We start from the raw sequence: 26,645 nt of genomic DNA, 5'->3' as shown, positions 1-26,645 counted from the left end.
TCCTTTAGTGATAATCGACAATTTCGATATTAAATGGGCGATTTTCTGTTTCTGTCCACTCAAAACAAATACGCCATTTGTCATTTATGCGGATGCTGTACTGCCCTTTTCTATCTCCGCCTAATACCTCAAAACGGTTACTTGGTAAAGCCATTAAAGATTCTTTGTTAGGTGCGGCTTCTAGGATTTCTAGGCGTTTGTATGCTTGTCTTTCAAATGCCTGAAATTCTTTGACACGATCGCCAGTAGCAAATTTGGCTGTGCGTTTGTCTTTATATTTTTGAGGCATAGGCAAGCGTTATGTGTTACGTCAAGCATAACATTTATATCGCAATTTCGCAAAAAATCAACCAGCGATCACAATACTGCAAAACATACAATTGATCGGCGATCGCCTAAAAATCATGACTCACAGTAATAGCGATCGCAACTTTACCTCTTCACCTCCCAAAAACGATCGCCTAAAAACCACGAATCACAAAAATAGCGATCGCCACCTACAATCAATAAACACCCCAAAAATCGGATAAGTACGGTGAATAATAATCAATTTGGTGCGTTGCATTCCTTAATCCAACCGACAGATCGGCGATCGCTATTCCTTTAATTATTGTCGAAGTTCTTTCTAAATCAATTTTTAAACAACTCTAAAATATTTTTGAAGGAAGTTTTCCAAATAGCTTCTGATAATCTCTTGCTAATTGCCCTCGATGAAAAAAGCCTAATTTTTCAGCAATTTCATAAATTAATGGGGGGTGATAATTTTGATTAAGACATTGATGTAAAGCATTGAGACGAAGTTGTTTGAAATACTGCTTCGGAGAAATTTGATAAAAGTCTTTAAAAACATATTCTAAGGTTCGTTGACTCACCTCTAATGCTTGACAAATATCTGAAGTGGTTAGGTCAGAATACAGACTATTTTTCATCATTTCTTCTGTTTGTTTCAAAATAGAGGTTCGTCTGATAGTATTTTTTTTCGGCTTAACATCTTGGGCTTCTGCTAAAGTTAAAAGAAAATTTTTGACGATTTCTTCTTTTAATTGTTGTTTGATAAATTTTAGACTTATTGCTTTTCTTCGCAAGGCTATTTGTTGAGATTCTAAGTCAAAAGATAGTTGATAAAGCTGATGACAGGATTGTTGTAAACTACGAATTTTTTCAGGTGAGCAAGTCAGTATCGAACACTGAGAATAATTTAAAAAGTTTTTCGCTTCTGGTAAATCTAAAGTTTGACAGGATTGATTGAGATAATCCTCATGTACATAAAGCTGAAACCGATGAGAAAAAGGGGTTTGAAGCACCTCAAATTCTTTTTTAGGGGGGATAATTCCAATATAATTATTTTCTACTTGATACAAATTTTGGAAAAAAACACGTTTAGCCTGAACAGGAATCCCAAATAACCACATATTGGCATGGATGAGTCCCTCCTGCTTATTTAAACAATTACGTTGAGACAACTCTAACATAACCTGCTCTGTGATTAACTTTGAAATATAGCCTTCAAAATTCCCCCCACTGAGTTGTAAAGCATCCATTTCTAAGAATTCTCGCATCTTACAAAAGTCAAAAAAGTCACAATAATATTCACTTTTAAAAGTGATCTCATTAGACTCAATCAAAATATTGGTTTTGTTGTCAAAAAGAAACATTGGACATAACTCCTTGTTATCAAGTAAACTAACTTTTTTTCTCATCAATCGCAAAACTTGCGTTTTTTAGATCATCTGGGCAAAGGGGGTGAGGTAACATGGCTTGCAGGAAAGTTGCTTGACCAAATTTTGCCCAAAATCCTGGGGAAACTTCCTCTAGTGTGCATGATCAAGTTTCTATATCATTCACGACGAAGATACAGCAGAGGATTAAAGATTCTCCCCATAATTTCACTATTGTCAGTGATCTTAGTTGTAATTTGATTTTTCTTTACCTTTTAGACAGAGGAGACTCACCGTGGCAAAAAAATTTAATGGTACAATCGCCCTCGACATTCGGGATTCCGTACCCGACTGGGAACCTTACGCAGAACCAAAAGCCCCAGAAGGCTCACCGAACATTCTTTACCTCGTCATTGACGATACTGGCTTCGGTGCTTGGGAGATGTTTGGCGGCAAGATTAAAATGCCGAATTTAGACCGTATTGCCAAAAAAGGCTTAATTTATACCAATTTCCATACTACCGCCCTCTGTTCTCCCACCCGCTCATCTTTACTGAATGGGCGTAATGCTACCAGTAACGGGATGTCCTGTATCGAAGAAGCGACTACGGGTTTCCCCGGCAATAATGGACGTATTCCTTTTGAAAATGCCATGATTCCAGCCGTATTGAGTGAAAGGGGTTGGTGTACCTTCGCCTTGGGTAAATGGCATTTACTCCCCGAAGAAGAAGCAAATATGGCAGCGAGTAAGCGTCATTGGCCCCTCGGTCGTGGTTTTGAACGCTATTATGGCTTTTTAGGCGGAGAAACGGATCAATGGTATCCGGACCTTGTTTATGATAATCATCTCATTGAACCCCCCTATGGTCCTGATATGGAGGACACCGAGAACGGCTATCATCTCTCCAAAGACTTAGTAGATAAGGCGATTTCCTTTATCCAAGATACAACAGCGATCGCCCCTAATAAACCTTGGATGATGTATTTCTCACCGGGTGCGAATCATGCCCCCCATCAAATTTGGCCGCAGAAAATTCTCGATTACGAATATAACACGATTTTAGATTACTCTGATAATCCCAAGGATGTCTCTTTTGAGATCACTAGCGTCTTTTCAGAAGGTTATGAGAAATATCGGGAAGATGTTCTCGCCAAAATGAAAGAATTGGGCATTTTTGGGGATGAAGTCACCGAACCCTCAAAGATTAATCCTCATGGTGAGGGAGAGCTTGCACAAGATAACCCTGACCACACTAAGATCGAAGGAGTTCCAGAAGGTAAGAAGTGGCCTCAGACTGACTGGGTAAGACCTTGGGACGGCTTAGAGAAACAAGAAAAAGCTTTATTTGTGCGGATGGCAGAGATTTATGCCGCTTTTTCCACCTATACCGATGAGCAAATTGGTCGTTTACTAGACTTTCTCGAAGAAACGGGTCAAATGGATAACACTATCATTATTGCAGTAGCAGATAATGGTGCAAGTGCAGAAGGGGGACCCAACGGTTCAGTCAATGAAAACCTGTTCTTTAACGATGTTCCTGATGATTTTGACAAGAACTTTGCACTTCTCCAAGATTTAGGCACACTCAAGACCTATAATCACTATCCTAGCGGTTGGGCTTGGGGATTTGATACGCCTTTCAAATACTGGAAACGTTGGTCTGGTTACGAAGGAGGTGCAGCCACTCCCTTTATGATATGTGGCCCTGGAATTAAGGAGTCGCGGGTAGCAGATACAGGCATTCGCAAACAATACATCCATGCAGTGGATTTGGTCCCAACCCTTTACGAAATGTGTGGTGTTGAACCCCCAGATGTCGTTAAAGGTTATACTCAAAACCCCATTGAGGGTATTAGCTTTGCCTATACTTTCGATCCGCAATATGCTCAACCTGAGTATCAATTTGCTTACAAACTCTCTGACGAGCAAAAACCCAAAGACGAACAGGGAAAACCCAAGAAAGTGCGAGAAACTCAGTTCTACTCTATGTTAGGCACACGGGGAGTCTGGTATAAAGGTTGGCACGCTAACACTGTCCACGCTCCTGCACCCTCTGATTGGAGTAATTTTGAGAAGGATATCTGGGAATTGTACTGTATGGATGGGGATGAAGAAGTGACATACTCCCGACGCTGACCGAAGCGGTACAGCGCGGGCTTCTCAACCGTTCGGCTGACGCTCACGGCGAAGCCTCACGGCGAGAGATTTCCTGCTTCATTGGTCGCATCTAGATATCATGTAGAACACAACACCCCCGATAACGATACCTCCACAGGCAGATTTACTTGACGTGATATCCCACCGCCAAGAAACAGAACGATTCATTATCCTGTTGCCTTTGTACTACGAGAATTTTACTCGTTGATAGTAGACAAAAATACTTGTCATTTCTCAACAAAACCCCATATTCTCAGTTTTCAAGGCTTCGGCCGTGAGATCAGCGTTCGACTGAGCGCTCACGCCGAAGTCCGAACGGTACAAAACAATTCCCCTAGCTATGCACTGTTCACCTGTTACCAGTTCGTTTGTGTCATCGGGCGGGCTGTTGACCAATTCCATTATAAACCACCTAGCTTCGTTGTCAATCTCGGCCCCTGCTCTCATCCCGACCCCAACAAGTTCGCTATGGGGCGGGGCTTCTCGCAGGGAAAGCTAAATTTAGAACCAGATCCCACTCAATCTCGCAACTTAGCTGAAGACTACCCCAACAAGCTCGAACAAATGAAGAATCGGTGGTTCGTGCAAGCAGGATTATACAATGGTGCGCCCCTAGACGATCGCTCTGCGGCTCAGGTATTGGGTGGAGAACGTCCTCAATTACGTCCCCCGGCATTTTCTGAAACAGACGGAAAAGATGCTACCTTCAGCTATACCTATTATCCCGGTGGCTCAGAAATTCCTGAAGCGGTTGCCCCTAATATTCGCACTCGTTCCTATGCGATCGAAGCTACTGTCTCCAATGCAGGAGCAGAGATCAAAGGGGTTCTCATGGCTCATGGAGGACGTTTTGGTGGCCATAGTTTCTATATCCATGAGGGCAAACTCTGTTATGTTTATAACTGGTTAGGACAACAGCAACAGAAGATCACTTGTCCACTCCCCAGTCTTAATAGCCAGGAGATGACACTCAAAGTTGAATTTGCCAAAGAAAAAACAATCGCTCCTCCTGATGAAAATTTGGGTAGCAGTACAGTAGGAAACGTAAAACTGTATATCAATAACATAGAGCAAACTACCACTCTTCTTGAAGGAACATTCACTGGCTATTTTGATAAATTCCTAACTCAACCGGGTAAGTTTGCCTTATCTGGTGAAGGCTTCAATATTGGTCGAGATGCAGGTCAACCTGTGTCAACAGACTACGAAAACGACGTACCTTATGAGTTTGAAGGAGCAAAACTGAAAAAAGTAATCGTCACGATTCAAAATGATGCAGGTGCGATCGATTACGAAAAAGAACTCAGAGGAATGTTAATGCGCGATTAATTCTATCTAGTAGGGGCATAACCGTGTTATGCCCTTTCTTGAAACATTTTCCAAAAGGAACAAATACCATGAAACCAGATGCCAATGTTGTCGGTACAGTTGGCTAATTTTTCAACCCGAACTGAGGTTATCTTAGGTCAGTGTTTGCTCGTTCGTTCATCCTTAAACATCATCCATTAATTATTGAGACTCAAAAAATGCAAACACCAATTGTTATCCACAATGAAAGCGGTTACATCCGTGCTGGACTTTCCAGTGACGATACCCCTAAAGTGATCTTTCGTCCCAATTCTGTTACAGGGACAAATCCCTTAGAAAAAGATGTCATTGTTAACTGGGAAGCCATGAAACAAGTCTGGAAACATACATTTGATCAGTTGGGTGTTAATCCTGCTAATCATCCTGTATTGATGACAGAAGCTCCATTAAATTTCAAAAGAAATCGAGAAGAAACCGTTCGTATTTTATTTGAAACCTTTAATGTGCCTGCTGTTTTCCTAATAATGGATTCCGTCCTAGGATTATATGCTTGCGATCGCACAACAGGTGTTGTATTAAGCTTAGGAGAAGAAGTTAGTTACGTTGTACCCGTCTATGAAGGGTTCTCCTTCCCCCACGCTATCGTTCGTATTGATATTGGTGGGACAAACTTAAAAAGTTACCTTGCTAAGTTGTTGTCTGAGCGGGGTTATTCTTTATCTCCTACCGCTAATAACAGTGATTTAGAGCAAATTAAAGAAAAACTATGCTACATTGCATTAGATTATGCTCGGGAACAGAGCAATCCTCCTGCCGACCAAACTTTTACAACTTCAACTGGTAAAACTATCAAGATTGGTAAGGAACGATTTCAAGTCCCTGAAGCACTTCTGCAACCTCGATTGTTGGGTATGCAATTCGCAGGGATTCATGAGACTATTGAACTCAGCATCTTTAATTGCGACCTTGTGATGCGCTCCAGCCTTTATAAAAACATAGTGGTAGTGGGTAGCAATACTAAGTTTCAAGGGTTAGACACTCGCCTGCAAAAAGAAGTGATTACCTTTGCACGAGCAGGTGCTACCGTTAACATAATTGTCAGCCCTGAACCTGAAAATGCAGTCTGGCGAGGAGGAGATAAACTTGCTCCTTTACTTGATGAGTATGGTTCGTGGATTACAAAAGATGAATATACTCAATATGGGGCTACTATCGTTCATCGAAAGTGTTTTTAGACGTTTAAGATTTTGACAAAGTAAACTCACTCTATTTTAAGGAGAAAAAAACAATGGCTATAGATATCCAAAAGTTTTTTAATCAGCAACTGCCCTCTGGCATGGCGAAACATCCTGACTCCGCCAAGGCTATTGGGGGGACGTTCCAACTCAATATTACGGGCGGAGGTGGCGGACAATGGTTCATTGACGCATCAGACAGTGGGCCAAGGTGTCAACCAGGTAAAGGTGATCACGGCTCTGCCGACGTTACGGTTACAATAGCTACCGAGGATTTTCAAAAAATGATGGAAGATCCCAAAAATAATGTGATGCAACTGTTTTTTAGTGGCAAGCTAAAAATTGAAGGCAGTCAAATGCTGTTGCAGAAATTCCCTGATCTTTTACTTTTAGGTTTTAGCTAACAGCCCCCCTAACGTCCTTTGTGTCTAAGGTGAATTCCTCGGATGTTTCATTAGCCCGTAGGGGGCAAATTGCCCAGCTTACTATTAATTAGCTAATGGTTTTATTGCATCCCTCAGTATTTTGACACAGTAAACTCATTCTATTTTAAGGAGAAAAAAACAATGGCTATGATTGGTGAAATCAAATTATGGGGAGGAGAATTTGCTCCCAAAGGTTGGCGATTCTGCGATGGCTCAAAACTAGAGATCTGGAGTGCGCAACCCCTTGCTTCGATTCTTGGCAATAATTACAGATCATTGGGTGGACAAACTTTTGAACTGCCCAACCTAGAACCAGTACAAGGTGTACGATATATCATCTGCTTAGAAGGTGAATTTCCAGAGAAAGCCTGATTAGTCCGTAGTCTGTAGGGTGGGCAATGCTCACCTTGCCATCAATTCCTCTGAAAATATTAATAATTGCTTTTTTCTGATTCTGACAATTTGGATTAACCATAACTGAATAACTGATAACTGAAATGACTACCTCTTTACAAGGATCTCAAAAACCCTCATCCCCTCCTGGTAAACCTCCCCATAAAGATATGGTATGGATTCCTGAGCGCACTTTCGAGATGGGAGCAAACAACTCAAAATATCCAGAAGAAGCACCTGCCCACACCGTCACCGTTAGTGGATTCTGGATGGATAAGTATTTAGTCACTAACAAACAATTTCAAAAATTCGTCAAAGAAACAGGCTATGTTACCTTTGCTGAAAAACCGCCGAAAGCAGAAGACTATCCTGATGCTGATCCCTCAATGTTAGTACCCGGATCGGCAGTATTTATTAAGCCTGATCGCCCTGTCGATCCCCGGACTTTATGTTGGTGGCAGTATATCCCTGGTGCTTACTGGAGGCATCCTGAAGGTCCCAATAGTTCCATTAAAAATCGGGAAAATCACCCCGTCGTGCATATTGTCTATGAAGATGCCCTTGCTTATGCTAAATGGGCAGGAAAAGAACTACCAACGGAGGCACAGTGGGAATTAGCAGCACGAGGAGGCTTAGATGGCGCAAACTTCGCTTGGGGTAGTGAATTTATGCCCAACGGTAAGGTAATGGCAAACACCTGGCAAGGAAGGTTTCCTTGGGAAAATCTGAAACCCCACCCACCGGGGACAGAAGCCGTTGGTAGCTATCCACCCAATGGCTATGAACTCTACGACATGATTGGTAATGCTTGGGAATGGACAACTGATTGGTATCGGGAGAAACATCCAGAAAACCCCGCAAAAGCTTGCTGTACCCCTAAAAATCCTCAAGGCGGAACAGAAGCAGATAGCTATAACCGCAAGTTATTACCCTCGACGCAGAAACCGCGCAAGGTACTCAAAGGAGGTTCTTTTCTCTGTGCGCCCAACTACTGCGCCCGTTACCGTCCCGCCGCTCGATACCCAGAGGATATTGATACCTCCACTAACCACATTGGTTTTCGGACGATTGTTTCTCATTCTAATTAGTTGTTTGTTTTGGGTAAAAAGGGAGCAAAATGGTTTAGTGCGATCGCCTAAAAATCACGACTCATAGGAATAGCGATCGCCTGAATTTAATCATGCAAACGCACTCGCCGTAACAACATGGCATTAATTGAAACAACGACCGTCGAAATGCTCATTAGGACTGCACCCACTGCTGGCGATAAGATAATACCAAACGGTGCTGCAATTCCTGCCGCCAAGGGAATGCCAATGACGTTGTATCCAGTCGCCCAAAACAAATTTTGGATCATTTTGTTGTAGGTGGCTTTTGCCAGTTTCAGCGCATAAGTGGCATCCAGTGGATCGCTTTTTACTAAAACTAAATCAGCCGACTCGATCGCCACATTGGTTCCAGCACCGATCGCCAATCCTAAATCTGCCTCAGTTAATGCAGGTGCATCATTAATGCCATCACCCACAAAAGCAGTCGGCTGTTCAGCTTTGAGCTTACGAATCAACGCAGCTTTATCCTCTGGCAAAACACGGGCATAGTAGCGATCGAGATGTAAATCCTCAGCAACAGTCTTTGCAACGGCTTCGGCATCCCCTGTAATCATCACCACCTGTACGCCCATTTTCTGTAATTTTTTCACCGCTTCCCCAAAACCCACCACCCACAATTGCCACATCGACGGCGATATCATTGCTTAAAGTTGGAAAGGTCGTTTTTGGGGTCGAGTCAATCCAATAGGAAATCGGTTTACCAGTTAAAGAATTCATGGGTGTTTCATGTGTTGGTTATGGTGTGCCACAGTTCTTTTAATCTCTGCTTGACAACTCCTTCTTTGCGGGCAGTGGCGGCTCCAGCTTTAGCAAATTGACCCATAGCTTTCTCTTGCTTTTGCTCTAGGGGAATTGTATTGCTGCTTTGGGCTTCAGATTTTGTTTTTTTATACCAGTTGTTTGCGCCGTTGAGTTGCTGCTTGATTTTGTCGTAGCGATCGCCATAACGCAAGGACAGTCTTTCATCTAATTCAGAAATCCATGTTCTGAGACGGGCATACTGTGCCTGAAGCCTTGTAGATAGATCGACATTTAATATCATTGGTTGTTTCCCTTCGTGATTCAGTGGTTGAAATTTTTCGCCAGACACCGAAACTATCAGCTTGAGGCAGATCTTGCACCTGATGTTAAAAACCCGATTTTTAACTAAAAGGCAACGAATTTAATAGGGTTTCAACCAATAAAAATCGGTTTTTTTGGACTTTTTAGTGATGGTGCAAGATCTGAGTTGAGGCTGTTTACTAAACCCCTACCATCTTTTTGTCAACCTTCGGCTTCAAACCATCTGCTTCAACGGCTTCTCCCTCAATGAAAGAACGCAGCATCCAAGCTATCTGTTCATGCTGCTCCATTAAACCTGTGAGAAAGTCAGCAGTTCCGTCATCCTTAAAATCATTGCTACATTTCTCAACCTGTTCACGCAAATTCCGCACCACTTGTTGATGATCTTCTAGCAATTGCGATACCATCTCAGTGGCTGTAGGAACATTACCCGGATGCTCTTTTAGAGAACAGATTTTGAGAAATCCTTCCATCGTTCCTACGGGATATCCCCCTAATGTTCTGATCCGTTCTGCAATAACATCGACATTGATCGTCAAAGCTTCGTAATGCTCCTGCCATAGTTTATGCAGAGTCATGAATTGTGGCCCCACCACATCCCAATGATATTTCTTCGTTTTGACCAGTAACACATAGGTATCTGCCAAACCTTGATTGAGTAGATGGATCACACCTTGACGCTGTTTGTCACTCAGTCCAATATTAATTGTTTTCATGGATAAATCTCCTTGATTTATAGTAATGGTCAAACTTTTTTACTTGTTTCTGAGACTTTATGTGTCGCTGTTTTCGCATTAGATTATCCCAGAATAAAAAACCACAAATCCCCGACTTTTAAAGCCTAAAACCCTGATAAATTCGTTAATATTTCGCAAAAAGTCGGGGATTTTAGACTAGGTGAAAGATCTCAGGATAGATATCGCAGCTTGTTTGCAAGACAAGCCACAATAGTTATTAGCCAATTCTTCGCCCTGTCATTAAGTTATAGACAATGGCAATTAACGCTAAAACCAAAAGTATATGAATTAAGCTACCCCCAATGTTAATTGAGAATCCTAACACCCAAAAGATGAAAAGTATAACAGCAACAGTCCAGATTAGATTAGACATAATTTCCTCTTATTGAGATAAAAATCACGAAAATAAAATCAGAATCAAAGATTGTTTTCTCTACAAAAACATTTTGATATTTTTTAAACAACTACCCATTATTCAAGAGATTTAAGTGTTGTTTAATCGATCTTTAATTAAAGATGTCTTGAACACCCTCTTTCACATCTTCTACTGCATTACGAGCTTGACTTTCGGTTTGTTTGGCTTTTCCAGCAAATTGATCTCCACGGTTTCCTGTAACGTTACCTCTCGTTTCTTGAACTTTGCCTTCAATATTTTTGGTAACAGCTTTTGCTCTCCCTTGTAACTGCATTTTGTCTTTCACATCTTCGGCTGTATTACGAGCCTGACTTTCAATTTGTTTGGCTTTTCCCATCATCTGATCTTTTGGATCACCAGTGAGGTTGCCTACTGCTTCTTGGGCTTTGCCTTCAATATTTTTCCCTGTTGCTTTGGCTTTTCCAAATCCCCATACAGCTATTAGCTGAGTATCAGATGGACTGATAGATGAGATGGAAGAAGTTGCTGCCCAACTATTCGTAGTTCCAAAATCAAAAGCTATAGTAATTGCCAGCATGAAAGCTAAAATTATGGTAACAAAAAACTTACGGATCTGTGTAAAAGAAATCATTTTTTAAAACTCCAAAAAAGAATTTGATCGATCAATAATATATTGATCATAAATACAGGATCGTTTCATTACTATGAGACAGTCATGAATCTAAGGGTTAGACTTACTTTTGAAAATGCTAATATATTCATGACTGACTTTTTAGCCATTAGTAAGTAAGTAGGCGGTCATAAATAAACGAATGTTCGTTTTATGGTTTCACAACAGCTTTTACCATAACGGTATTAACGCCTTTAATTTCCATTGCTAATGGTTCAATTTTATTGAGTTCATCCTGTGTTTTTACCGTCCCCGATACAGTAACATCGCTTTTCTTAGCCGTGACGGTAAGCCTACCACGAGGGATATTTGCCTCTAGTTTACTACGCACTTCATTAGCCAAATCTCCCTCAGCACGTTCTTGGGCGTCGCCTCCTATATTATTGCGCTGCTCCCGCGCTCGGATGTCTGAATCTAGCTGTTGTCGGCGCGTATCACTTTGAGCGTCATCTTTAATGGTTTTAACCTCTTCTTTTGTGGAAGCCTGCCCATTTTTGTCTGTGGTATTGGGGGCATCGGATGTTGTTTTAGTGCTTGCACAACCCGATACAGTTACCATCAACAAAACGCTGAGTAGTAAGGGCAGGGTAGAGCTTATTTTTGTGAGCTTATTCATATTGCCATCCTTAATTTTAGTATCAAATAACTCCTCAATTTTCTAGACTCGTGAGTGACGACTAGAAACTGTTGTCGTAGTCTGCACCGACTCCCTAGGTAAATCGTAAGCATACCAATCATCAATGCTATGCTTATCGAAAATTGACTTAGCCAGGTCGATATCGGCTTCTGAGCCTTCAACCATGACCAGATAATCACCATCAGAAACGCGATCGCTATAGATCTTTGCCCGATCTGCGGGAATACCTAAGCCTACGAGTCCACCGGCCAAAGTACCCGCAGCAGCACCGATGACTGTGCCTGAAATAGTTGTAGCGATCGCAGTTGCGGCCGCACCGGCCAACATTATTGGGCCAATACCAGGAATAGCGGCAATACCCAGTCCGACTAATAAACCTGTTATACCTCCGACAGCACCACCAGCAACAGTTCCTTTTGCTGCTGTTTGTGGAACTTCTTTTTCATTGCTATCTAAGTTACCGACATCTCTCAGTCGATTACTTGTATTAGCTCCGGTAACTTCAGTATAGCGATTCATATCATGCCCAACTACTGAAACTCGATCCATCAAAAAACCATTTTCTTTTAATTCACGCAGGGCGATTTCAGTTGCTTCATAACTTGGAAATATACCCACGGCCCGTCGTTGTTGTAAAATCATTGCTTTCTCCTAAAATTTATTATTTGTTCTTGGTTGAATTTGTCAATTGAAGTAATCAATTTTTCAAGTTAATGAGCATTAGTTGAAATTCTCACGAGCTTGAGCTTCTATAGCTTTTGTTCCTTCAAGATCTTCTTTTGCTACTTGCTTAGTTTTTCCACCAGGTTCATAGTCGGGATTAACAATACTGTTATTGAGTCCTTCTAGAGTTTGTGCTTTAAATTGTTTGGCTTTTCCAGCAGATTGAGTTTCGAGATCGCCTGTTATGTTGCCTATTGTTTCTTGCGCTTTGCCTTCAATCTCTTTCGCTGTTGAATTTCCCCCGCCCCACATAGCTATTAGTTGCGTATTAGATGGACTAATAGATGAGATAGAAGAAGTTGCAGCCCAAGCATTGGTAGTTCCAAAATCAAAAGCTACTGTAATTGCGAGCATGGTAGCTAACACTATGGTAACAAAAAAGCGACGAATTTTGTGAAATGAAATCATTGTTTTTACTCCAAAAAAGAATTTGATATATCAACAATAATTTACCGAGGCTCAGATTTTGAACCAGCCTAAATCATCAAGATTGTTGAAGGAAGAAAAGGTAAAGGAAAAAAGTATTTTTATTCATTTTTTACCCCTTACCCTTTGTTTTTAGCCAATTAAATGAGAGGGGTCTAATTATTGCTCAGCAATGGTGGTGCGAAGCATTCTTTTGACAGAAGTGTGACAAATAATTGACTAATCAACAATTTTTTTTGCTTCATCTTTTACATCTTCAACAGTGTGACGAACTTTCGCCTCTGCCTGTTTCGCTTTGCCCTCTGACTGATCTTTGGGATCGCCTGTCACATTGCCTGCTGTTTCTTGAATTTTGCCTTCGACATTTTTGGCGGTTGCCTTAGCTCTATCTTTTAAACTCATGATGTGTTCCTTGTTGAATTGGTTATTGAATTTATTGAATCTAAGGACTACTTACATAAGTCCTGTTAGAAACTTTTTCATGGTTTTATTATAACAGAGAAATTACCTAATTTTACAAAATAGTTTACACAAAATAATAAAGTGTTTTAATTCATAGCTAATTTAGGCTCACTTGAAAGCCATAAAAATAATCAAATTTAACGCAAAATATAGATAAACGGACAAAAAACAAAATAAAACGGAATAATAACCACTTTAATGCTACTTGTATAAAGTAATTTTTTGATTTAATATAGTTGGACAAACTTAGACAATATATTGATATTTGTCTGATATTTTCTTAATTATTTTACAGATATTTTTAGACAAACTTTTTCTTATTTTAATCCAACTGAATGCAAGCAAATTGAGTTAGATTTTGGTAATTTTTCTTGCTTTCTTAGTTAAATATTGTGGCACAGCCATAATCAGATCTTGCACCATTATCCAAAAGTCCAAAAATCCCAATTTTTAGAGGCAGCAAACCAATCATGATTTGGTTGTCGTTTAGGAAAAAATCGGGTTTTTAAGATCGGTTTTCATTTGGATATAAAAAAAGATCAAAGTCAACATTCTCCCCGCCTTTCTACAGCGAGGGAGTGTCAAATGGACTACTTATTGCCAGATGAAGACTTTCGCCTCATATTCTGATAAATCAGTCATGATATTGTTATCATTAGTCTCGATTTCATAATTGTGTGTCCATTCGTGCCAAATACCATTAGCTGGAAAATTAGTCACCCGATAGCCCGCCAAGAAATTGTCTGAGAAATTCGCAATAACCACTATGCGGGAACCTTTTTCATTCCAACGACAATAAGCTAATACTTGATTGTCTAGATCTTCGTGAAAAAAGTCGATGTTTTCATGATAAAAAGCATGATTATTCTTGCGTAAATCAATTAAACCCTTGTAATATTCAAACAAACTACGATTGGAATCATTCTCTAATAAATTCCAGTCAATCTTAGAGGGTTCAATGGTTTTAGACTTATATTCCCCAAACTCCTCACCCATCCAGATCATGGGTACACCAACAGCCGTCATCATGAGTGCGGCTCCCAGTTTTGCTCGTTTAAAAGCCGAATCATCAAATATCTCTCGATTAGCAAACTCCGTCATTAAATGATTATGGTCATGATTAGTCAGATAGTTGACTACGTTGGTAACACCCAGAAATCCTTGACGTTTGCAGTCGAGTACATTTTTGAGTTCCTCAATGTCAAAGCGATCACCACACAAATGGGCCAGAATGCAATGATAAAAACTTTCATGCCAGCAACCATCCATGGGGCCGTCATAACCAGTAATGCTGTTATTTTCAGGAATACATTCGGCGACATTGTAAAATGGCTTAGAACCCGCTACAAGTTTTGTTTGTTCAACAATCCAGTGCATAAAATCGTAATTGCCAATTTGTCGAGCAGCATCGTAGCGAATACCGTCAGTGTGATACTCCTCAATCCAAAAACGCACATTATCGCCAATAAATTTACGAGCCGGATAAGTGCCTAAATTCTCGTCATAATGTTCATAATTGAATTCTGGCCCCCAATTGTTTTCAGGATCTTTAGGATCATGACGATACCAGTAATCGTGATCAATCTGAGTCAGGGGACTAGCAGATTCTGAATGATTATAAATTCCGTCAATTAACACGCGAATGCCTCTAGCATGACATTCATCAATCAAGTGTTTAAGATCTTCAGTTGAACCATAACTATTTTCTGCGGCAAAGAAATGGCGCGGATTGTAACCCCAACCATAGTCACCAGGATACTCTTGCACGGGCATGAGTTCAATGGCATTAATTCCCAAATCACAGAGATAATCAAGTTTTTCGAGAGCGTGTTTAAATTTCCCGCGCCGCTTCTCATCAGATTCACCCCCCGAAAAGTCGGCAACGTGCATCTCATAAATGACTAAAGCATGATCGGGAGGCAATGGTTTGTCATCGTGTTGCCAAACATAAGTATCAACAATACGTTGGCCATCTTTGATTCGCAGGACACCATTTTGAGTTGCATTATCAACATCAGTGGCATAAGGATCAACAATATCTATCCATTGATCGGGTTCCAAAAACCAGCTTTTTGACTGAACTCGAAATTTATATTGATAAATGCCGTCTGTTAGTTCAACCTGAATTTTGAAGTTGCCTTGATCATCTTTTTTCATCGGGATTTCTTCCCAGTTAGAAAATGAACCGATCAATGAAACTGCCTTATTATAGGGAGCAAAAAGTTGAAATTCGATCTTGGTTGCCATGTTTTTCGTTCCTAAATAGAAGATTGATCTCTAAGTATTGGTCAGGAAACAAGCCATGATCTAAAGATCATGGCTTGCTTGGAAGTCAAAATCTTTTTGCTTGCCAACAAGCCAAAATGGTTATTAAATGCGTCGTCTTATCAGTAAGTTGTAGACAATGCCAATTAGCACCAAAACTAAAAGGAGGTGGATTAAACTACCACCAATATGAATGGAGAATCCTAACAACCAGAGGATGAAAAGTATAACAACAGCAGTCCAAACGAGATCTAACATAATTACCTCCTTTATTTAGATAAAAGTGATTTAAACATTATTCAATCGATAAAAGAATTAATTAACTTTTATCAATTTTCTAGACCCGTGAGGGATAATTAGAAATTGCTATCGGAGTCTGCACCGAATCATCAGCTAAATCATAGATGTACCATTCCTCAATGCCATGCCTTGATAAAACTGACTCAGCTAGACCTATATCAGCGTTTGAGCCTTCAACCATGACCAGATAATCACCGCGCAAAATGCGATCGCTATAGAACTTAGCCCGATCTACTGGTATACCTAAGCCCACAAGTCCACCGGCCAAACTACCCGCAGCCGCACCGATAACAGTGCCGGAAAGAGCCGTGGCGATAGTAGTGGCCGCAGCACCTGCCAGCATGATTGGACCAACACCAGGAATGGCGACAATACCGAGTCCGATTAATAAACCCGTTAAACCGCCTACAGTGCCACCAGCAACTGATCCTTTTGCGGCTGTTTGTCCAACTTCATGTTCATTGGTATCCAAGTTGCCCACATCAATCAGTCGATTAGTTGTATTAGCTCCTGTCTCCTCTGTTTGGCGATTCATATCACGCCCCACAACTAAAACTTGCTCCATCAAAAAACCATTTTCTTTTAATTCACGCAAGGCCCTTTCAGTTGCTTCGTAATTTGAGAATGTACCGACAGCGCGTTGTGTTAATATCATTGCTTTCTCCTAAAATTTATTATCGAAAAGATGAGTGGATTCTTCTAAAGTTGTTCGTTATAGTCTTAATTGACTTCTGAAATATCATGGATTTTTTCTAAAACTGCTCATTGGAACAGAACCTTAAAAGGGAATCCCGCTAAGTTAAGGTGAAAACCCTTTCTCTATCAGCTTTTGGGGTTAGGTGTTAGGGGTTAGGGAATTACAAGACTTCAACCGAAAAATTGAGATGTGACGCTCTTTCGACGCATTTGCCCTAACCCCCAACCCCTAGCCCCTAACCCCTGTCATCACTAGCTTTTTTGCTTAAGTTAGCGGCATTCCCTTAAAAGGGTTTGCTAATTATCGCAACTTGTTGGCAAGTCAGATTTTTTTTGCTTACAAACAAGCCACAATAGTTATTAGCCAATTGTTCGCCCTGTCACTAAGTTATAGACAATGGCAATTAACGCTAAAACCAAAAGCAGATGGACTAAACTACCCCCAATGTTCATTGAAAATCCTAACAACCAGAAGATGACAAGTATAACAGCGACAGTCCAAAGAAGATTAGACATAATTCACTCCATTTAGATAAAAGTAATGAAAATTTGAGCTTTAATTGAAGACATTTTCAACTGTATCTTTTACATCCTCTACTGCATTACGAGCTTGACTTTCAGCTTGTTTAGCTTTTCCAGCTACTTGATCTCCAAGGTTCCCCGTAACGTTACCTCTTGCTTCTTGAGCTTTACCTTCAATGTTTTTTGTGACGGCTTTAGCTCTCCCTGTTAACTTCATGTTGTCTTTCATATCTTCGGCTGCATTACGAGCATGACTTTCGATTTGTTTGGCTTTTCCCATCATCTGATCTTTGGGATCACCAGTCAGGTTTCCAACTGCTTCTTGGGTTTTGCCTTCAATATTTTTTGCAGTTGCTTTTGCTTTTCCCCATCCCCACATAGCTATTAGCTGGGTATTAGATGGACTGATAGATGAGGTGGAAGAAGTTGCAGCCCAACTATTCGTAGTTCCAAAATCAAAAGCGATGGTAATTGCCAGCATGATAGTTAAAATCATGGTAACAAAAAAGCGGCGAATTTGCTGAAATGAAATCATTTGTTTTACTCCAAAAAAGAATTTGATCGATTGATGATAATTTGCTGAGGCTCATATTTTGAACCAGCCTAAATTATGGTTTTTAAACTCATGATTTCCTCCTGATTGAATTAATTGAATTTGAGAACTATTTATCAGCAGTTGTCGTTAACAATTCTGCTATTGATTAAACATCAATGAATTGATTGAATACGATACCAAACATAAAGAGCTAGGCTATAAGTGAAGCTTCATCGACTTGACCTAAAGGGCGGCTCTACCAGCCTGGGGGGCCCGCAAATCTTCTAAGGATAGTTTGGGTTTTTCGTTGTAAACCGAATTAAGCAGTAGATCGAGAACCTGAGACTGACGGGCAGCAGCGATCGCCTGATGAGTAATTAACTCACCCACATTAAGAATGACCTGATCGCGCTGATCGAGAATAACGCGGTTCACAGCACGGCCTAGGGAGCCTTTAATGCGTTGCTCCTCGATTGCCTGAGTCCCACGAGCCTGTATCTCGCTGGCTGTCTCTTTCACTTGTGTCCAAAGACCTTTGGCTCCCGCTTGAATCTGCTCTCCTGTATGTCGGGTTGTGGATTTGATCTGATAGCCGGCCCTGGTCATGACATTACTCGTGCTGTCTCGCGCGGCTTCACCTGTCGATAAACCAACCGCCTGTAGTAATGCTTGCTCTTGATGGTAGGTCTTAGCTCGTTCAATCACTCGTGCCGTGACGATTTGACCAGGTGCAGCGATGATTGAGCCTCCATCGGTGCTAACGACTTGCTGAACCCTTCTGCCTTGTGTCTGGTCAACGGTTAAACCAGCCACCGCATTGCCCACCTGTTGACCAAGTTTGTCCGAAAATCTGCCACCTGTTGCCCGATACAACTGCTCTAAAATGCCTAAATAGACTGCCGAATTAGCGATCGCCTCAGTGACTGTCTGCCCCCGAAGCACAAAGGATTGCCCATCGGGTGCTAAAACTTCATGCTCTGCGGTTCTACCTACCACAAAAGCTTTTTGCTCCTCTGGATCGATAATAGAATTGGCGATCGAGGTTGTTGCACTCCGCCCAAAATCCTGGATCTTATCTCCTGTGACTTGAGCAGTTTCCTGAACCTTATCACTGACAGTCTGCATAGCTGCTCTCATTCCTCCCACTTGCTCTTCCATGAGTTGGGCTGTCTGAATCGGCACAAATACCACATCTCTACCAATTTTGAGGGTTTGGATGGCTGGCACAAAGGAACGTCCAGAATAGGCATCTGCAAATAGACCGCCAGAAACTTCATATCCTTCAACCTCACCTGTCCTCTCATCGAAGTAAAGGTCAATCATAACTCCCAAATCTCGTCCATCTATCGTCAGGATGCGAGTCCCTTTGAGGATATTATTATGGTCTAAGATGTTGAGAATTTTTGGAATCTCAGTTGCTTTGGCGATCGCATCTTTAGATGCTGTAATTACCGCATCAGTTCCAATGGCTTGAACATCTTTTAACAACAAACCCAAGCAGTTGATTGCTATCTTGGTCAAAAATTAAATCTTCAACGGTTTCAAATTTTTCACCCATGTCATAGGAAACAATAGGCTTGCCAATGATATCTCTGCCCTTATACATTCCGTGTAAACTCCCATATTTAGATTAAGCAAATTACTCATCATTGAAACGAAGTTGTTGTTGTGACTGCTCGTTCAGTCTATAGTCCCGACCGAAGCCGGGTATCATGTTAATGACCCCAAAGTATTCGAGTGATAGGGCTGCCGCGATCGCAAATATCAGAAATAGTCCAGCATACCAGCTACTATTTGACTGTTTTCCGACTAGCCTTGGCATAATTTTTTCCCCCTTAATATTTTCAAAGTTTGAGGATTTTAGCTATTGCTGGTTACAGAGGAAGATTGACCAATGTTTTTTTCAGCAAAATAGTTATTGAGGAAAGTGCTGGCAAATGATAGGATAACCGGCCCAAAAATGAATGCTAATAAGCCATTCACCACAAAGCCAGGGACTAACAGAGATGCTAACCAAAAGCAAACGCCGTTGACCACGAATGAAAATAGCCCTAGGGTCACGAAATTAATCGGTAGGGACAATGTAGAAAGAACTGGTCGAATGACGGAATTGACCATTCCGATAGCAACACCTGCTAGTAATGCTGCCAAAAAGGTAGCAATGTCTACCCCTGGCACAACTAAATCAACGATTAGTAAGCCCAATGCTGTTGCTAAGGTAGTAACGAGATATCCAATGATATTATTGTTCATGTTTTTAATCCAATAAACGACTTGAAAAAAGAGTTTTGGTTGAGAAATGCCAATTTTATTGATTAACTGGCTTGTTGAGTTCTTGATCTTGTTTAACGATCGCCCAAACTGCATGGATACTGCCTGGTATCCAACCGAGTAGGGTCAGCCCAATGTTGATAAACAGGGTCGAACTGACCCCAAAGGTTAGAAAAACACCGACGGGCGGAACCAAGATGCCGAGAGCTATGTGCAGTAATTTCATGGTTTTTAATCCTCTGTGTAGATAAGAAATATGTATTCATCCGTTTGTTCTGGTGTGCCACAGTTGTTCTAATTTTTGTTTGATAACTCTTTCTCTGTGGGGGTTGGCTGTTCCATCGGTAGTAAATTGCCTCTACCAAATCGCCACAGCAAGATCAGACCTAAACCGAACAGATTGACCAGGAAAACGACTAATCCTCCGAAAAATGGAATTAGTGTCAAAACTGTCAGAATTGCCAAACCGACTAAGAACTGTTGCTGTAACGCTCTGTCCCTATTATTGATTAGGCATTGACCGACAAAAAGTGCTACACCTAATGACCCGACTAGAGCAGTGATAACCGCCGTCAGACTCAGGAGTGGAATCAGAGGAATACCAATGAGTGTTATCGCTAGAAACACGCTGGCAAAGAAAAAGGAGACAATCGCCCCGACCCCCCATAGACCAGTTAAACCGGGGTTTTGACGCAATTTTGTGGCCAAATTAGGCAAAAATTGTGGGCTAGTATGCAAAATAATTAGACCGAGAATAGCTCCTACTACGGCGGCACTAACTCTAAAAATGGCACTGAAAAAATAATAAGCGAAGAAACTCCTTCGACCTCGATCATAACCATACATCATGCCATGTCGATCGCTAAATGTGGCTTTCTCACCACCAATGATCACACCTGGTTCCTCTAGTATTTTGCCGCCAAAGGAGTAAGTGTCACCATCCACCCGCGCTCCTGTTTTTAGTATGACATCTCCACCAAAGGCAACAGCAGTATCCAAAACTCTGGCATTAGGTGATACCGTAACATTCCCCCCAAAAGCCAGGGCGTTTTCGACAACTTGATTCTCTGGTACGGTTACACTGCCACCAAAGCGAATGATGTTGGTATTGTTGACATTGATATCAGTCTGTGCAAGCACATTGCCCGCAAATATCAAGCATAAGGTTGCGATAAAAGCCAGGATCAATTGTTGCCATTTCATAGATTTCATCCTTATGAACGACAAGACCGAATAATGAGGGTTAGGGGTTAGGTTTTATCAATGAATAATTGATAATTGATAATTAATAATTATTCATTACTCATTACTCATTATTAATTATTATCGATTAATCAATCACTTTTTTGACTTCATCTTTCACATCTTCGACCGTGTGACGAACTCTCGCCTCTGCCTGTTTTGCTCTGCCCTCAGACTGAGCTTTGGGATCGCCAGTCAGATCCCCTGCGGCTTCTTGAAGTTTGCCTTCGATATTTTTGGCGGTTGCCTTAGCTCTATCTTTTAAACTCATGATGCGCTCCTTATGGATGTTTATTATTGAAATTTATTGAATTTGAGAACTGCTTCGCTGAGTCCAGTTAACAACTTTGTCTTCTGCTATTATCCTAACGGGTTTATTTGGTTTTTGCAATAAATTTACAATAAGTAATAAAAACTTAAGATTGATGGCTGATTTAAGCTAATTGAAATATGGACAAACATGGACAAATATCTAATACAAAAAAGCATTTTTCTAGTAAATATATATATTTTATAATCACTTGAAGCATTATATACAAAGCTGTTTGGTCTTTTTTTTGAAATTTAAAATAATCAAATTTAAACTTTTAAATTATATAAAAAATTTTGATTTTTACAACTTTTTTATTGTACGAAATCGTACATAACTAAAGAAAAATATATTAATTTTTGCCTCCATAAATTTCAACAATTGACAATGAACAATGGACAATTGACAATTACCTCTACCTAAAAGGTAGAGGATTGAAAATAAGGAAAATTTTTTTAATTTCTCCCCTTAAAAGAGGAGGTTTTAAACCAAATTAACCAATTGTCAATTGTCAATTGTCAATTGTCAATTGATCAAGTTTCCTCTCATAATCAGGATCTTGAGTGCCTAACAGTTTGTCCCAGAACGTGAAATATAGACCGTAATGCACGGTGTACTTGAGATGATGAATAGAATGATGGGCAGGCCCAATAAACCATTTACCGAGCCAATGATGAGGAAACGATAAGGGTAAGCGATCAATCCCAAGATGATTTAACACTGCCCAAACCGTCATGGTAGTAAGTACGGCAATTAACGTAATAAAATGCAATGGAAGCACAAAGACAATACCCACCAGAAAGACAGACTGAACTATTGCTTCTGGTGGATCAAAGGCAAAAGAAGTCCAAGGGGTAGGATAACGCGATCGATGATGTCCCTGATGTAACCACGGAAAAAGTGACGGGTGGTGAAACAAGCGATGAGTGAAATAAAAATAGGTATCCTGGAGAACCGCCACCGCCCCATAACTAACAGCCAAATACCACAGCCCATACTGTTGAGGGTTGCTGTATAAGCGGGTAAGGCCCCAACTATATGCTGAGAGAACAAACCCCGCCGCCACTGCAAACACCCCCGCCGAGAAAATAGAGAGTTTAATATCTTGTTGAATCGATCGCCAGGAAGGAGACAGATGCTGCGGACTTTGATTGACAAGAGACTGACTGAAGGGCGAATAAAAGAACCAATAGGTTCCCCCCGCCACCAAAAAATACCGTGCCAGAATAATCCCAAAAAACGCGATACCGTAGAACCAAAATGAGTGGTCTATCAATTCAATCACCTTCCTATTCCTGAGCTTTCAATTATTTATAACCGAATGCCGCGTTCGTTAAGGTGAAATCCCTTTCTCTATCTAGGCTTCCGTGAGGCTTCGACGGTGAGCTCAGCCGAACCGCGTCAGCCCAACGGTGTTAGGGGTTGGGTGATAGGGAATTACAACACTTCAACCGAAAAATTGAGATGTGACGCTCTTTCTACCCATTTGCCCTAACCCCTAACCCCTAACCCCTGTCATCACTAGCTTTTTGGCTTAAGTTAGCAGCATTCATTATAACCACCTACTTAGATTCGACAGTTGCCGTCATATCAACCTTCTCAATTCCTTTGATTGATTTGAGCAAAGGTTGAATTTGTTGCAGTTGTTCTGGTGTCGCAACAGTACCTGATACCATCACTTCACCATTTTTCACCTCAACTGTCAATTGATTGTTAGGTAGGTTGTTGTTAAACTGCGTCACGATTTCCTGTTTGAGATCCCCATCCGTTTTACTAACAGCAGAATCAGTTACACTGCCATCTGAGGGTGGAACTAACGCGCCAGAGTCATTAGATGGTTTGGAACTGGTGACACCGCCATTAGACGGGGTGGCTACTGTAGGCTTGGGAGCGGATGTGTCAGATTTCTGCGATGGTTTAGGGGATGGATTGGATGCAGAAGGCTGAGTAGGAGCCGTCTCCGTTGATTTAGGTGTTTCAGCTTGGGGTGCTGGTGCAACTGTTGCGGCAGGTTGCTCAACAACCGGAACTTTCTCAGGAGGAGGAGTAGATTCTTGAGTCTTTTCAGGTATTGACTCATTAAAAATATATACAGGCTGTTGGTTGTTCTGCTGAGTCAAAAAGTAAATTGCCCCCGCGCTTAGGCCTGCTACACAGGCGATAATTACACCAATTAGTATTCCTTTAGCTGTATTGTTGTCGGTACGGGACTCCCGCACATCTCGGCGATGCTCCTCTGCTGACTGGATATTGCCGTGAGAGTCTTCATGCTCAGTGTGGAGATTTCCTTGAGGATCTGTATACTCATTGTGGACATTCCCTTGAGCATCTGTATACTTCGTGTGAAGATTTCCTTGAGCGTCTTGATACTCAGTGTGAAGATTTCCTTGAGCGTCTTGATACTCAGTGTGGACATTCCCCTGATGATCTCTATACTCATTGTGGAGATTTCCTTGAGGATCTTTATACTCATTGTGGAGATTTCCTTGAGCGTCTTTATACTCAGTGTGGAGATTCCCTTGAGGATCTTTATATTCAGTGTGGAGATTCCCTTGAGGATCTTTGTATTCCCGATGGATGACCTGAGTGGATTTTGTGCGATCGTTGGTGTTCATTATTTTACCTTCCCTACTTTTTATTTAAGTATGGTATGTGAGTGTTTAAAATCAAGTCTATTAATGGGTTTGAACAGTATCAGAATTGTATAATTTGTGCTAAAAATTTACGATTCGTGATAAAAGATGAGTCTGACTACCGAAACCACAACATAGCCCAACAGAGCATAGGCTGCGATCGCAATCACAATGTTGACATCAAATATGTTGGCTCCACCATCGGTCGCGGGACTAATGAATAAGGTAGAAAATGGAGCAATGAAAGGTTCAGATAGACGATTAATCAACTGGGCAAATTGGTTTTGAGGATTAGCACCAAACAAACGCAGTAAAAACCTGATTCCTAACAATATTTCCAGCATTCCTGTCAGCCAGAAAATGCTATTAACTATCCAAACAAAGACAGCATTCCGTCTGGCAGAGCGTAAGCGTTTCTCCTCTTGATTAAGTCGGAAAGACTCCTCCTCATGTTGCAGTTCCTGTCGTCGCTCAAGATTGGTTTCATCATGCCGATTATGATTCATTGTTTTTAGCTTTTTTTAGCCTAGTCAATCATTTTTTTGACTTCCTCTTTCACGTTTTCGATAGTGTGGCGAACTCTTGCCTCTGCCTGTTTTTCCTTGCCCTCTGCTTGAGCTTTGGGATCACCAGTCAGATCACCCACTGCTTCTTGAACTTTACCTTCGATATTTTTGGCGGTTGCCTGGGCTCTATCTGTTAAACTCATGATGCACTCCTAATTAAATTTGTTAAGTTTGAAAACTGTTACAGTCAGAAGTAGGGGCGAAAGGCCCTGCGCCCCTACAGAAATCAAGTCTACGCGGTTTGCAAAACAGGGCTTTCAGCTTCTTTTTTAGAGATATCTAATGAGACTGGCTTGCGGGTTTTCAAGTTAAAGCGGAACCCTTGAGGTAAGATGTGTAACTTGACTCCACATACGGCCATCGCTTCATCTTTGAGCAGTTCATCCAAATTGTCATAAGTTGCGTCTGATTCATCAACAACGGTTACAGCACCACGCCCCACCACCGTCAACTCGTCACCGTCCACAATCATTGCTGTATCTTCGTCAATGCCAAAGCCTAAGTCAGCTGGCTGCTGTAAAAGGGCGGAAATCAGGCGGCCTAACCTTCCTCGCTGGGCAAAATGCTGATCGATCACCACTGAGTGTATAAATCCCATTCCCTCACCCATCTCTATCGCGTCCATGCGTGGGTTGGTTTCGGAGTCCCCCTCAACAATCATAAGATCAGGCATCATCGCAGCCCCGGCACTTGTTCCACCGATCACCATTCCCTCTTTATGGCGTTGGTGAAGTAAGGCATCTAGCTTAGTTCCCTTGATGTATTCAAGGATACGAGCTTGATCACCCCCTGTAAAAAACGCTCCCGTGGCATTTTCAAGGATTTCTAAGTTTTTGGGGTCATCCCCATCATCCTTGTGAATAGTATTGAGGACAGTCACCTCCTCGACACCGAGTCGCTCAAATACTCGGATATAGTCTTCTCCAGACTCACGAGGCTCGCTTGTTGCCGCCGTTAATACGGCAATTTTAGCGTCAGTCCCCCCGGCAGCGCGAACAAACTCTCGCAAGATTTTACAATCTCCTTCTTTGTCCTCTGCTCCACCAATGATAACTAATTTCCCTCGTCCTTTTATGGATTCCATATAAAAACTCCTTGTTACACTAAAAGGGTATTAATATTCAAAAAGTTGATGAAAATTAACATCTAGTGTTAATTTTGCCTTCTTTTTGACTAGAATATTTTGTTGCTTAACCGAGCCGTATTGAGGTGGGAAATACTCAGATCTTGCATCAACACTGAAAAGCTAAAAAAATCCTATTTTTAAAGACTGAAACCCTGATTCTTTCGTTGAAATTTAGGCGAAAAATCGGATTTTTGGTCAGGTGCAAGATCTGAGAAATACTCACCCTCATACATTGATTACAACTTAGAAAACACCCATCAGCACAGCAGTTGTAAATAACAAAAACATCGCCATGACAATCATGAAGATCGTAAAGTAAGGAGCATGATTCATTTTCTCCAAATATTCGTTTCTTTTGCGATCTTTTTCGCTTAGGGGTTTAAAGTGCATATCGTGCATAATACTTACTCTCCATTTCTCACTAAAAGTTATCCGTCACTCTAATTCACTGCTCACTTTCAACTGTTTACTGTTCACGAATTAGATGACTTATCTTTATTTCCAAAGTTTTGACCTTATGAGCCTGTTTTTTGCTTTTAAATGATTTCCAGAAGTCTTGTTTTTAACTAGAAACACTATGATATTTAATGTACACTGACCGGTTTAGGCTCATTGCCCAATGTCATCATGTTCATACCTCCATGCTAGACGATGGAACTACAATTAAACCTTAGTTCTTGTAAATATTTGTTAAATTAGGAAAGGGCAATAGGAAACATCTCGACTTAGTTCGATAGGAAAGGGTTTCAGTCTTTGTGATATTTCTTAATATAGCGTTGTTTATTTATTCTCAGATCTTG

At 41.1% G+C, this 26,645-nt stretch carries 36 protein-coding genes; 7 read left to right on the top strand and 29 right to left on the bottom strand.

The window, feature by feature from the left end:
- Positions 1-4 precede the first annotated feature (4 nt).
- Positions 5-289 (bottom strand): type II toxin-antitoxin system RelE/ParE family toxin, encoded by a 285-nt coding sequence (locus tag VB691_RS11700; RefSeq protein ID WP_323291668.1) that lies wholly within the window; start codon positions 287-289, stop codon positions 5-7.
- 115 nt (positions 290-404) lie between these two features.
- Between VB691_RS11700 and VB691_RS11695 the strand changes: the two genes are divergently transcribed.
- On the top strand, positions 405-530 hold the full coding sequence (locus VB691_RS11695) for a hypothetical protein (RefSeq protein ID WP_323291667.1): 126 nt from the start codon (positions 405-407) through the stop codon (positions 528-530).
- Between the two features lie 117 nt (positions 531-647).
- Here the strand turns inward: VB691_RS11695 and VB691_RS11690 are convergent, their stop codons facing one another.
- Positions 648-1,655 (bottom strand): helix-turn-helix domain-containing protein, encoded by a 1,008-nt coding sequence (locus VB691_RS11690; protein ID WP_323291666.1) that lies wholly within the window; start codon positions 1,653-1,655, stop codon positions 648-650.
- A 298-nt stretch (positions 1,656-1,953) separates the two neighbouring features.
- On the opposite strand from VB691_RS11690, the gene VB691_RS11685 reads away from it, so the two are divergent.
- From VB691_RS11685 to VB691_RS11660, 6 genes are all read left to right on the top strand, one after another.
- On the top strand, positions 1,954-3,795 hold the full coding sequence (locus VB691_RS11685; RefSeq protein ID WP_323291665.1) for a sulfatase-like hydrolase/transferase: 1,842 nt from the start codon (positions 1,954-1,956) through the stop codon (positions 3,793-3,795).
- Between the two features lie 585 nt (positions 3,796-4,380).
- A complete protein-coding gene (locus VB691_RS11680) occupies positions 4,381-5,145 on the top strand; it encodes a hypothetical protein (protein WP_323291664.1) in 765 nt (254 codons plus the stop codon).
- 197 nt (positions 5,146-5,342) lie between these two features.
- Positions 5,343-6,359: an actin family protein gene (locus VB691_RS11675; protein ID WP_323291663.1), complete on the top strand. Its 1,017-nt coding sequence runs from the start codon at positions 5,343-5,345 to the stop codon at positions 6,357-6,359.
- 53 nt (positions 6,360-6,412) lie between these two features.
- Entirely contained in the window at positions 6,413-6,763 is a 351-nt protein-coding gene (locus VB691_RS11670; RefSeq protein ID WP_323291662.1) for an SCP2 sterol-binding domain-containing protein, read from the top strand.
- A 162-nt stretch (positions 6,764-6,925) separates the two neighbouring features.
- Positions 6,926-7,156 (top strand): tail fiber protein, encoded by a 231-nt coding sequence (locus tag VB691_RS11665; RefSeq protein WP_323291661.1) that lies wholly within the window; start codon positions 6,926-6,928, stop codon positions 7,154-7,156.
- Positions 7,157-7,281: 125 nt separating this feature from the next.
- Positions 7,282-8,265, top strand: a complete 984-nt coding sequence (locus VB691_RS11660) for a formylglycine-generating enzyme family protein (protein WP_323291660.1) — start codon at positions 7,282-7,284, stop codon at positions 8,263-8,265.
- An 86-nt stretch (positions 8,266-8,351) separates the two neighbouring features.
- On the opposite strand, the gene VB691_RS11655 is transcribed toward VB691_RS11660, so the two are convergent.
- From VB691_RS11655 to VB691_RS11530, 27 genes are all read right to left on the bottom strand, one after another.
- Positions 8,352-8,927, bottom strand: coding sequence for an HAD-IC family P-type ATPase (locus tag VB691_RS11655; protein WP_323291659.1), 576 nt, complete (start codon positions 8,925-8,927; stop codon positions 8,352-8,354).
- An 83-nt stretch (positions 8,928-9,010) separates the two neighbouring features.
- On the bottom strand, positions 9,011-9,328 hold the full coding sequence (locus VB691_RS11650) for a hypothetical protein (protein WP_323291658.1): 318 nt from the start codon (positions 9,326-9,328) through the stop codon (positions 9,011-9,013).
- 199 nt (positions 9,329-9,527) lie between these two features.
- Positions 9,528-10,064: a Dps family protein gene (locus VB691_RS11645; protein ID WP_323291657.1), complete on the bottom strand. Its 537-nt coding sequence runs from the start codon at positions 10,062-10,064 to the stop codon at positions 9,528-9,530.
- A gap of 238 nt (positions 10,065-10,302) precedes the next feature.
- A complete protein-coding gene (locus VB691_RS11640) occupies positions 10,303-10,458 on the bottom strand; it encodes a lmo0937 family membrane protein (protein ID WP_323291656.1) in 156 nt (51 codons plus the stop codon).
- A 133-nt stretch (positions 10,459-10,591) separates the two neighbouring features.
- Complete coding sequence (locus VB691_RS11635) at positions 10,592-11,092, bottom strand: CsbD family protein (protein WP_323291655.1); 501 nt, start codon at positions 11,090-11,092, stop codon at positions 10,592-10,594.
- Positions 11,093-11,282: 190 nt separating this feature from the next.
- A complete protein-coding gene (locus VB691_RS11630) occupies positions 11,283-11,747 on the bottom strand; it encodes a BON domain-containing protein (RefSeq protein ID WP_323291654.1) in 465 nt (154 codons plus the stop codon).
- A 42-nt stretch (positions 11,748-11,789) separates the two neighbouring features.
- Positions 11,790-12,410, bottom strand: a complete 621-nt coding sequence (locus VB691_RS11625) for a general stress protein (RefSeq protein ID WP_323291653.1) — start codon at positions 12,408-12,410, stop codon at positions 11,790-11,792.
- A gap of 78 nt (positions 12,411-12,488) precedes the next feature.
- Positions 12,489-12,899: a CsbD family protein gene (locus VB691_RS11620; protein WP_323291652.1), complete on the bottom strand. Its 411-nt coding sequence runs from the start codon at positions 12,897-12,899 to the stop codon at positions 12,489-12,491.
- Between the two features lie 237 nt (positions 12,900-13,136).
- Positions 13,137-13,319, bottom strand: a complete 183-nt coding sequence (locus tag VB691_RS11615) for a CsbD family protein (RefSeq protein WP_323291651.1) — start codon at positions 13,317-13,319, stop codon at positions 13,137-13,139.
- 654 nt (positions 13,320-13,973) lie between these two features.
- Positions 13,974-15,626, bottom strand: a complete 1,653-nt coding sequence (locus VB691_RS11610; RefSeq protein ID WP_323291650.1) for an alpha-amylase family glycosyl hydrolase — start codon at positions 15,624-15,626, stop codon at positions 13,974-13,976.
- A 123-nt stretch (positions 15,627-15,749) separates the two neighbouring features.
- Positions 15,750-15,902, bottom strand: coding sequence for a lmo0937 family membrane protein (locus VB691_RS11605; RefSeq protein WP_323291649.1), 153 nt, complete (start codon positions 15,900-15,902; stop codon positions 15,750-15,752).
- A gap of 79 nt (positions 15,903-15,981) precedes the next feature.
- Positions 15,982-16,599, bottom strand: coding sequence for a general stress protein (locus VB691_RS11600; RefSeq protein ID WP_323291648.1), 618 nt, complete (start codon positions 16,597-16,599; stop codon positions 15,982-15,984).
- 401 nt (positions 16,600-17,000) lie between these two features.
- Positions 17,001-17,156: a lmo0937 family membrane protein gene (locus tag VB691_RS11595; protein ID WP_323291647.1), complete on the bottom strand. Its 156-nt coding sequence runs from the start codon at positions 17,154-17,156 to the stop codon at positions 17,001-17,003.
- 40 nt (positions 17,157-17,196) lie between these two features.
- Positions 17,197-17,697 (bottom strand): CsbD family protein, encoded by a 501-nt coding sequence (locus VB691_RS11590; protein WP_323291646.1) that lies wholly within the window; start codon positions 17,695-17,697, stop codon positions 17,197-17,199.
- 243 nt (positions 17,698-17,940) lie between these two features.
- On the bottom strand, positions 17,941-19,218 hold the full coding sequence (locus tag VB691_RS11585) for a PRC-barrel domain-containing protein (protein ID WP_323291645.1): 1,278 nt from the start codon (positions 19,216-19,218) through the stop codon (positions 17,941-17,943).
- Positions 19,154-19,303, bottom strand: a complete 150-nt coding sequence (locus tag VB691_RS25845; protein WP_416245012.1) for a PRC-barrel domain-containing protein — start codon at positions 19,301-19,303, stop codon at positions 19,154-19,156. The genes VB691_RS11585 and VB691_RS25845 overlap by 65 nt, the downstream gene beginning before the upstream one ends.
- Before the next feature lie 33 nt (positions 19,304-19,336).
- Positions 19,337-19,519, bottom strand: coding sequence for a hypothetical protein (locus VB691_RS11580; protein WP_323291644.1), 183 nt, complete (start codon positions 19,517-19,519; stop codon positions 19,337-19,339).
- 38 nt (positions 19,520-19,557) lie between these two features.
- Positions 19,558-19,950: a phage holin family protein gene (locus tag VB691_RS11575; protein ID WP_323291643.1), complete on the bottom strand. Its 393-nt coding sequence runs from the start codon at positions 19,948-19,950 to the stop codon at positions 19,558-19,560.
- 55 nt (positions 19,951-20,005) lie between these two features.
- The gene (locus VB691_RS11570; RefSeq protein WP_323291642.1) at positions 20,006-20,194 is read right to left on the bottom strand and encodes a YqaE/Pmp3 family membrane protein; all 189 of its coding nucleotides are present in this window, start codon (positions 20,192-20,194) and stop codon (positions 20,006-20,008) included.
- A 68-nt stretch (positions 20,195-20,262) separates the two neighbouring features.
- Positions 20,263-21,108, bottom strand: a complete 846-nt coding sequence (locus VB691_RS11565; protein WP_323291641.1) for a hypothetical protein — start codon at positions 21,106-21,108, stop codon at positions 20,263-20,265.
- 190 nt (positions 21,109-21,298) lie between these two features.
- Entirely contained in the window at positions 21,299-21,481 is a 183-nt protein-coding gene (locus VB691_RS11560; RefSeq protein WP_323291640.1) for a CsbD family protein, read from the bottom strand.
- Between the two features lie 550 nt (positions 21,482-22,031).
- The gene (locus tag VB691_RS11555; protein ID WP_323291639.1) at positions 22,032-22,805 is read right to left on the bottom strand and encodes a sterol desaturase family protein; all 774 of its coding nucleotides are present in this window, start codon (positions 22,803-22,805) and stop codon (positions 22,032-22,034) included.
- Positions 22,806-23,082: 277 nt separating this feature from the next.
- Positions 23,083-24,135: a BON domain-containing protein gene (locus tag VB691_RS11550; protein WP_323291638.1), complete on the bottom strand. Its 1,053-nt coding sequence runs from the start codon at positions 24,133-24,135 to the stop codon at positions 23,083-23,085.
- A gap of 107 nt (positions 24,136-24,242) precedes the next feature.
- Positions 24,243-24,659 (bottom strand): YggT family protein, encoded by a 417-nt coding sequence (locus tag VB691_RS11545; RefSeq protein WP_323291637.1) that lies wholly within the window; start codon positions 24,657-24,659, stop codon positions 24,243-24,245.
- Positions 24,660-24,679: 20 nt separating this feature from the next.
- Positions 24,680-24,862, bottom strand: coding sequence for a CsbD family protein (locus VB691_RS11540; RefSeq protein ID WP_323291636.1), 183 nt, complete (start codon positions 24,860-24,862; stop codon positions 24,680-24,682).
- Positions 24,863-24,951: 89 nt separating this feature from the next.
- Entirely contained in the window at positions 24,952-25,803 is an 852-nt protein-coding gene (locus VB691_RS11535) for a cyanophycinase (RefSeq protein ID WP_323291635.1), read from the bottom strand.
- Between the two features lie 285 nt (positions 25,804-26,088).
- Positions 26,089-26,244, bottom strand: a complete 156-nt coding sequence (locus VB691_RS11530) for a hypothetical protein (RefSeq protein WP_323291634.1) — start codon at positions 26,242-26,244, stop codon at positions 26,089-26,091.
- Between the last annotated feature and the right edge of the window lie 401 nt (positions 26,245-26,645).

Origin of the sequence: Crocosphaera sp. XPORK-15E (assembly GCF_034931425.1) — a bacterium.
In the GTDB taxonomy this organism is placed as follows: Bacteria; Cyanobacteriota; Cyanobacteriia; order Cyanobacteriales; family Microcystaceae; genus UHCC-0190.
Note: the sequence above shows the minus strand (reverse complement) of the source record. Positions and strands in the feature narration are given on the sequence as shown.

Bases quoted from the DNA above. Each gene is read 5' to 3' on its own strand.
- VB691_RS11620 (WP_323291652.1), bottom strand. From the start codon at position 12,899: ATGATTTCATTTCACAAAATTCGTCGCTTTTTTGTTACCATAGTGTTA.
- VB691_RS11625 (WP_323291653.1), bottom strand. From the start codon at position 12,410: ATGATTTTACAACAACGACGGGCCGTGGGTATATTTCCAAGTTATGAA.
- VB691_RS11545 (WP_323291637.1), bottom strand. From the start codon at position 24,659: ATGAATCATAATCGGCATGATGAAACCAATCTTGAGCGACGACAGGAA.
- VB691_RS11570 (WP_323291642.1), bottom strand. From the start codon at position 20,194: ATGAAATTACTGCACATAGCTCTCGGCATCTTGGTTCCGCCCGTCGGT.
- VB691_RS11675 (WP_323291663.1), top strand. From the start codon at position 5,343: ATGCAAACACCAATTGTTATCCACAATGAAAGCGGTTACATCCGTGCT.
- VB691_RS11615 (WP_323291651.1), bottom strand. From the start codon at position 13,319: ATGAGTTTAAAAGATAGAGCTAAGGCAACCGCCAAAAATGTCGAAGGC.
- VB691_RS11700 (WP_323291668.1), bottom strand. From the start codon at position 289: ATGCCTCAAAAATATAAAGACAAACGCACAGCCAAATTTGCTACTGGC.
- VB691_RS11610 (WP_323291650.1), bottom strand. From the start codon at position 15,626: ATGGCAACCAAGATCGAATTTCAACTTTTTGCTCCCTATAATAAGGCA.
- VB691_RS11690 (WP_323291666.1), bottom strand. From the start codon at position 1,655: ATGTTTCTTTTTGACAACAAAACCAATATTTTGATTGAGTCTAATGAG.
- VB691_RS11665 (WP_323291661.1), top strand. From the start codon at position 6,926: ATGGCTATGATTGGTGAAATCAAATTATGGGGAGGAGAATTTGCTCCC.
- VB691_RS11580 (WP_323291644.1), bottom strand. From the start codon at position 19,519: ATGCCAAGGCTAGTCGGAAAACAGTCAAATAGTAGCTGGTATGCTGGA.
- VB691_RS11635 (WP_323291655.1), bottom strand. From the start codon at position 11,092: ATGATTTCTTTTACACAGATCCGTAAGTTTTTTGTTACCATAATTTTA.
- VB691_RS11645 (WP_323291657.1), bottom strand. From the start codon at position 10,064: ATGAAAACAATTAATATTGGACTGAGTGACAAACAGCGTCAAGGTGTG.
- VB691_RS11595 (WP_323291647.1), bottom strand. From the start codon at position 17,156: ATGTCTAATCTTCTTTGGACTGTCGCTGTTATACTTGTCATCTTCTGG.
- VB691_RS11540 (WP_323291636.1), bottom strand. From the start codon at position 24,862: ATGAGTTTAACAGATAGAGCCCAGGCAACCGCCAAAAATATCGAAGGT.
- VB691_RS11670 (WP_323291662.1), top strand. From the start codon at position 6,413: ATGGCTATAGATATCCAAAAGTTTTTTAATCAGCAACTGCCCTCTGGC.
- VB691_RS11530 (WP_323291634.1), bottom strand. From the start codon at position 26,244: ATGCACGATATGCACTTTAAACCCCTAAGCGAAAAAGATCGCAAAAGA.
- VB691_RS11630 (WP_323291654.1), bottom strand. From the start codon at position 11,747: ATGAATAAGCTCACAAAAATAAGCTCTACCCTGCCCTTACTACTCAGC.
- VB691_RS11660 (WP_323291660.1), top strand. From the start codon at position 7,282: ATGACTACCTCTTTACAAGGATCTCAAAAACCCTCATCCCCTCCTGGT.
- VB691_RS11650 (WP_323291658.1), bottom strand. From the start codon at position 9,328: ATGATATTAAATGTCGATCTATCTACAAGGCTTCAGGCACAGTATGCC.
- VB691_RS11640 (WP_323291656.1), bottom strand. From the start codon at position 10,458: ATGTCTAATCTAATCTGGACTGTTGCTGTTATACTTTTCATCTTTTGG.
- VB691_RS11605 (WP_323291649.1), bottom strand. From the start codon at position 15,902: ATGTTAGATCTCGTTTGGACTGCTGTTGTTATACTTTTCATCCTCTGG.
- VB691_RS11560 (WP_323291640.1), bottom strand. From the start codon at position 21,481: ATGAGTTTAAAAGATAGAGCTAAGGCAACCGCCAAAAATATCGAAGGC.
- VB691_RS11600 (WP_323291648.1), bottom strand. From the start codon at position 16,599: ATGATATTAACACAACGCGCTGTCGGTACATTCTCAAATTACGAAGCA.
- VB691_RS11535 (WP_323291635.1), bottom strand. From the start codon at position 25,803: ATGGAATCCATAAAAGGACGAGGGAAATTAGTTATCATTGGTGGAGCA.
- VB691_RS11550 (WP_323291638.1), bottom strand. From the start codon at position 24,135: ATGAACACCAACGATCGCACAAAATCCACTCAGGTCATCCATCGGGAA.
- VB691_RS11590 (WP_323291646.1), bottom strand. From the start codon at position 17,697: ATGATTTCATTTCAGCAAATTCGCCGCTTTTTTGTTACCATGATTTTA.
- VB691_RS25845 (WP_416245012.1), bottom strand. From the start codon at position 19,303: ATGTATAAGGGCAGAGATATCATTGGCAAGCCTATTGTTTCCTATGAC.
- VB691_RS11680 (WP_323291664.1), top strand. From the start codon at position 4,381: ATGAAGAATCGGTGGTTCGTGCAAGCAGGATTATACAATGGTGCGCCC.
- VB691_RS11575 (WP_323291643.1), bottom strand. From the start codon at position 19,950: ATGAACAATAATATCATTGGATATCTCGTTACTACCTTAGCAACAGCA.
- VB691_RS11655 (WP_323291659.1), bottom strand. From the start codon at position 8,927: ATGATATCGCCGTCGATGTGGCAATTGTGGGTGGTGGGTTTTGGGGAA.
- VB691_RS11695 (WP_323291667.1), top strand. From the start codon at position 405: ATGACTCACAGTAATAGCGATCGCAACTTTACCTCTTCACCTCCCAAA.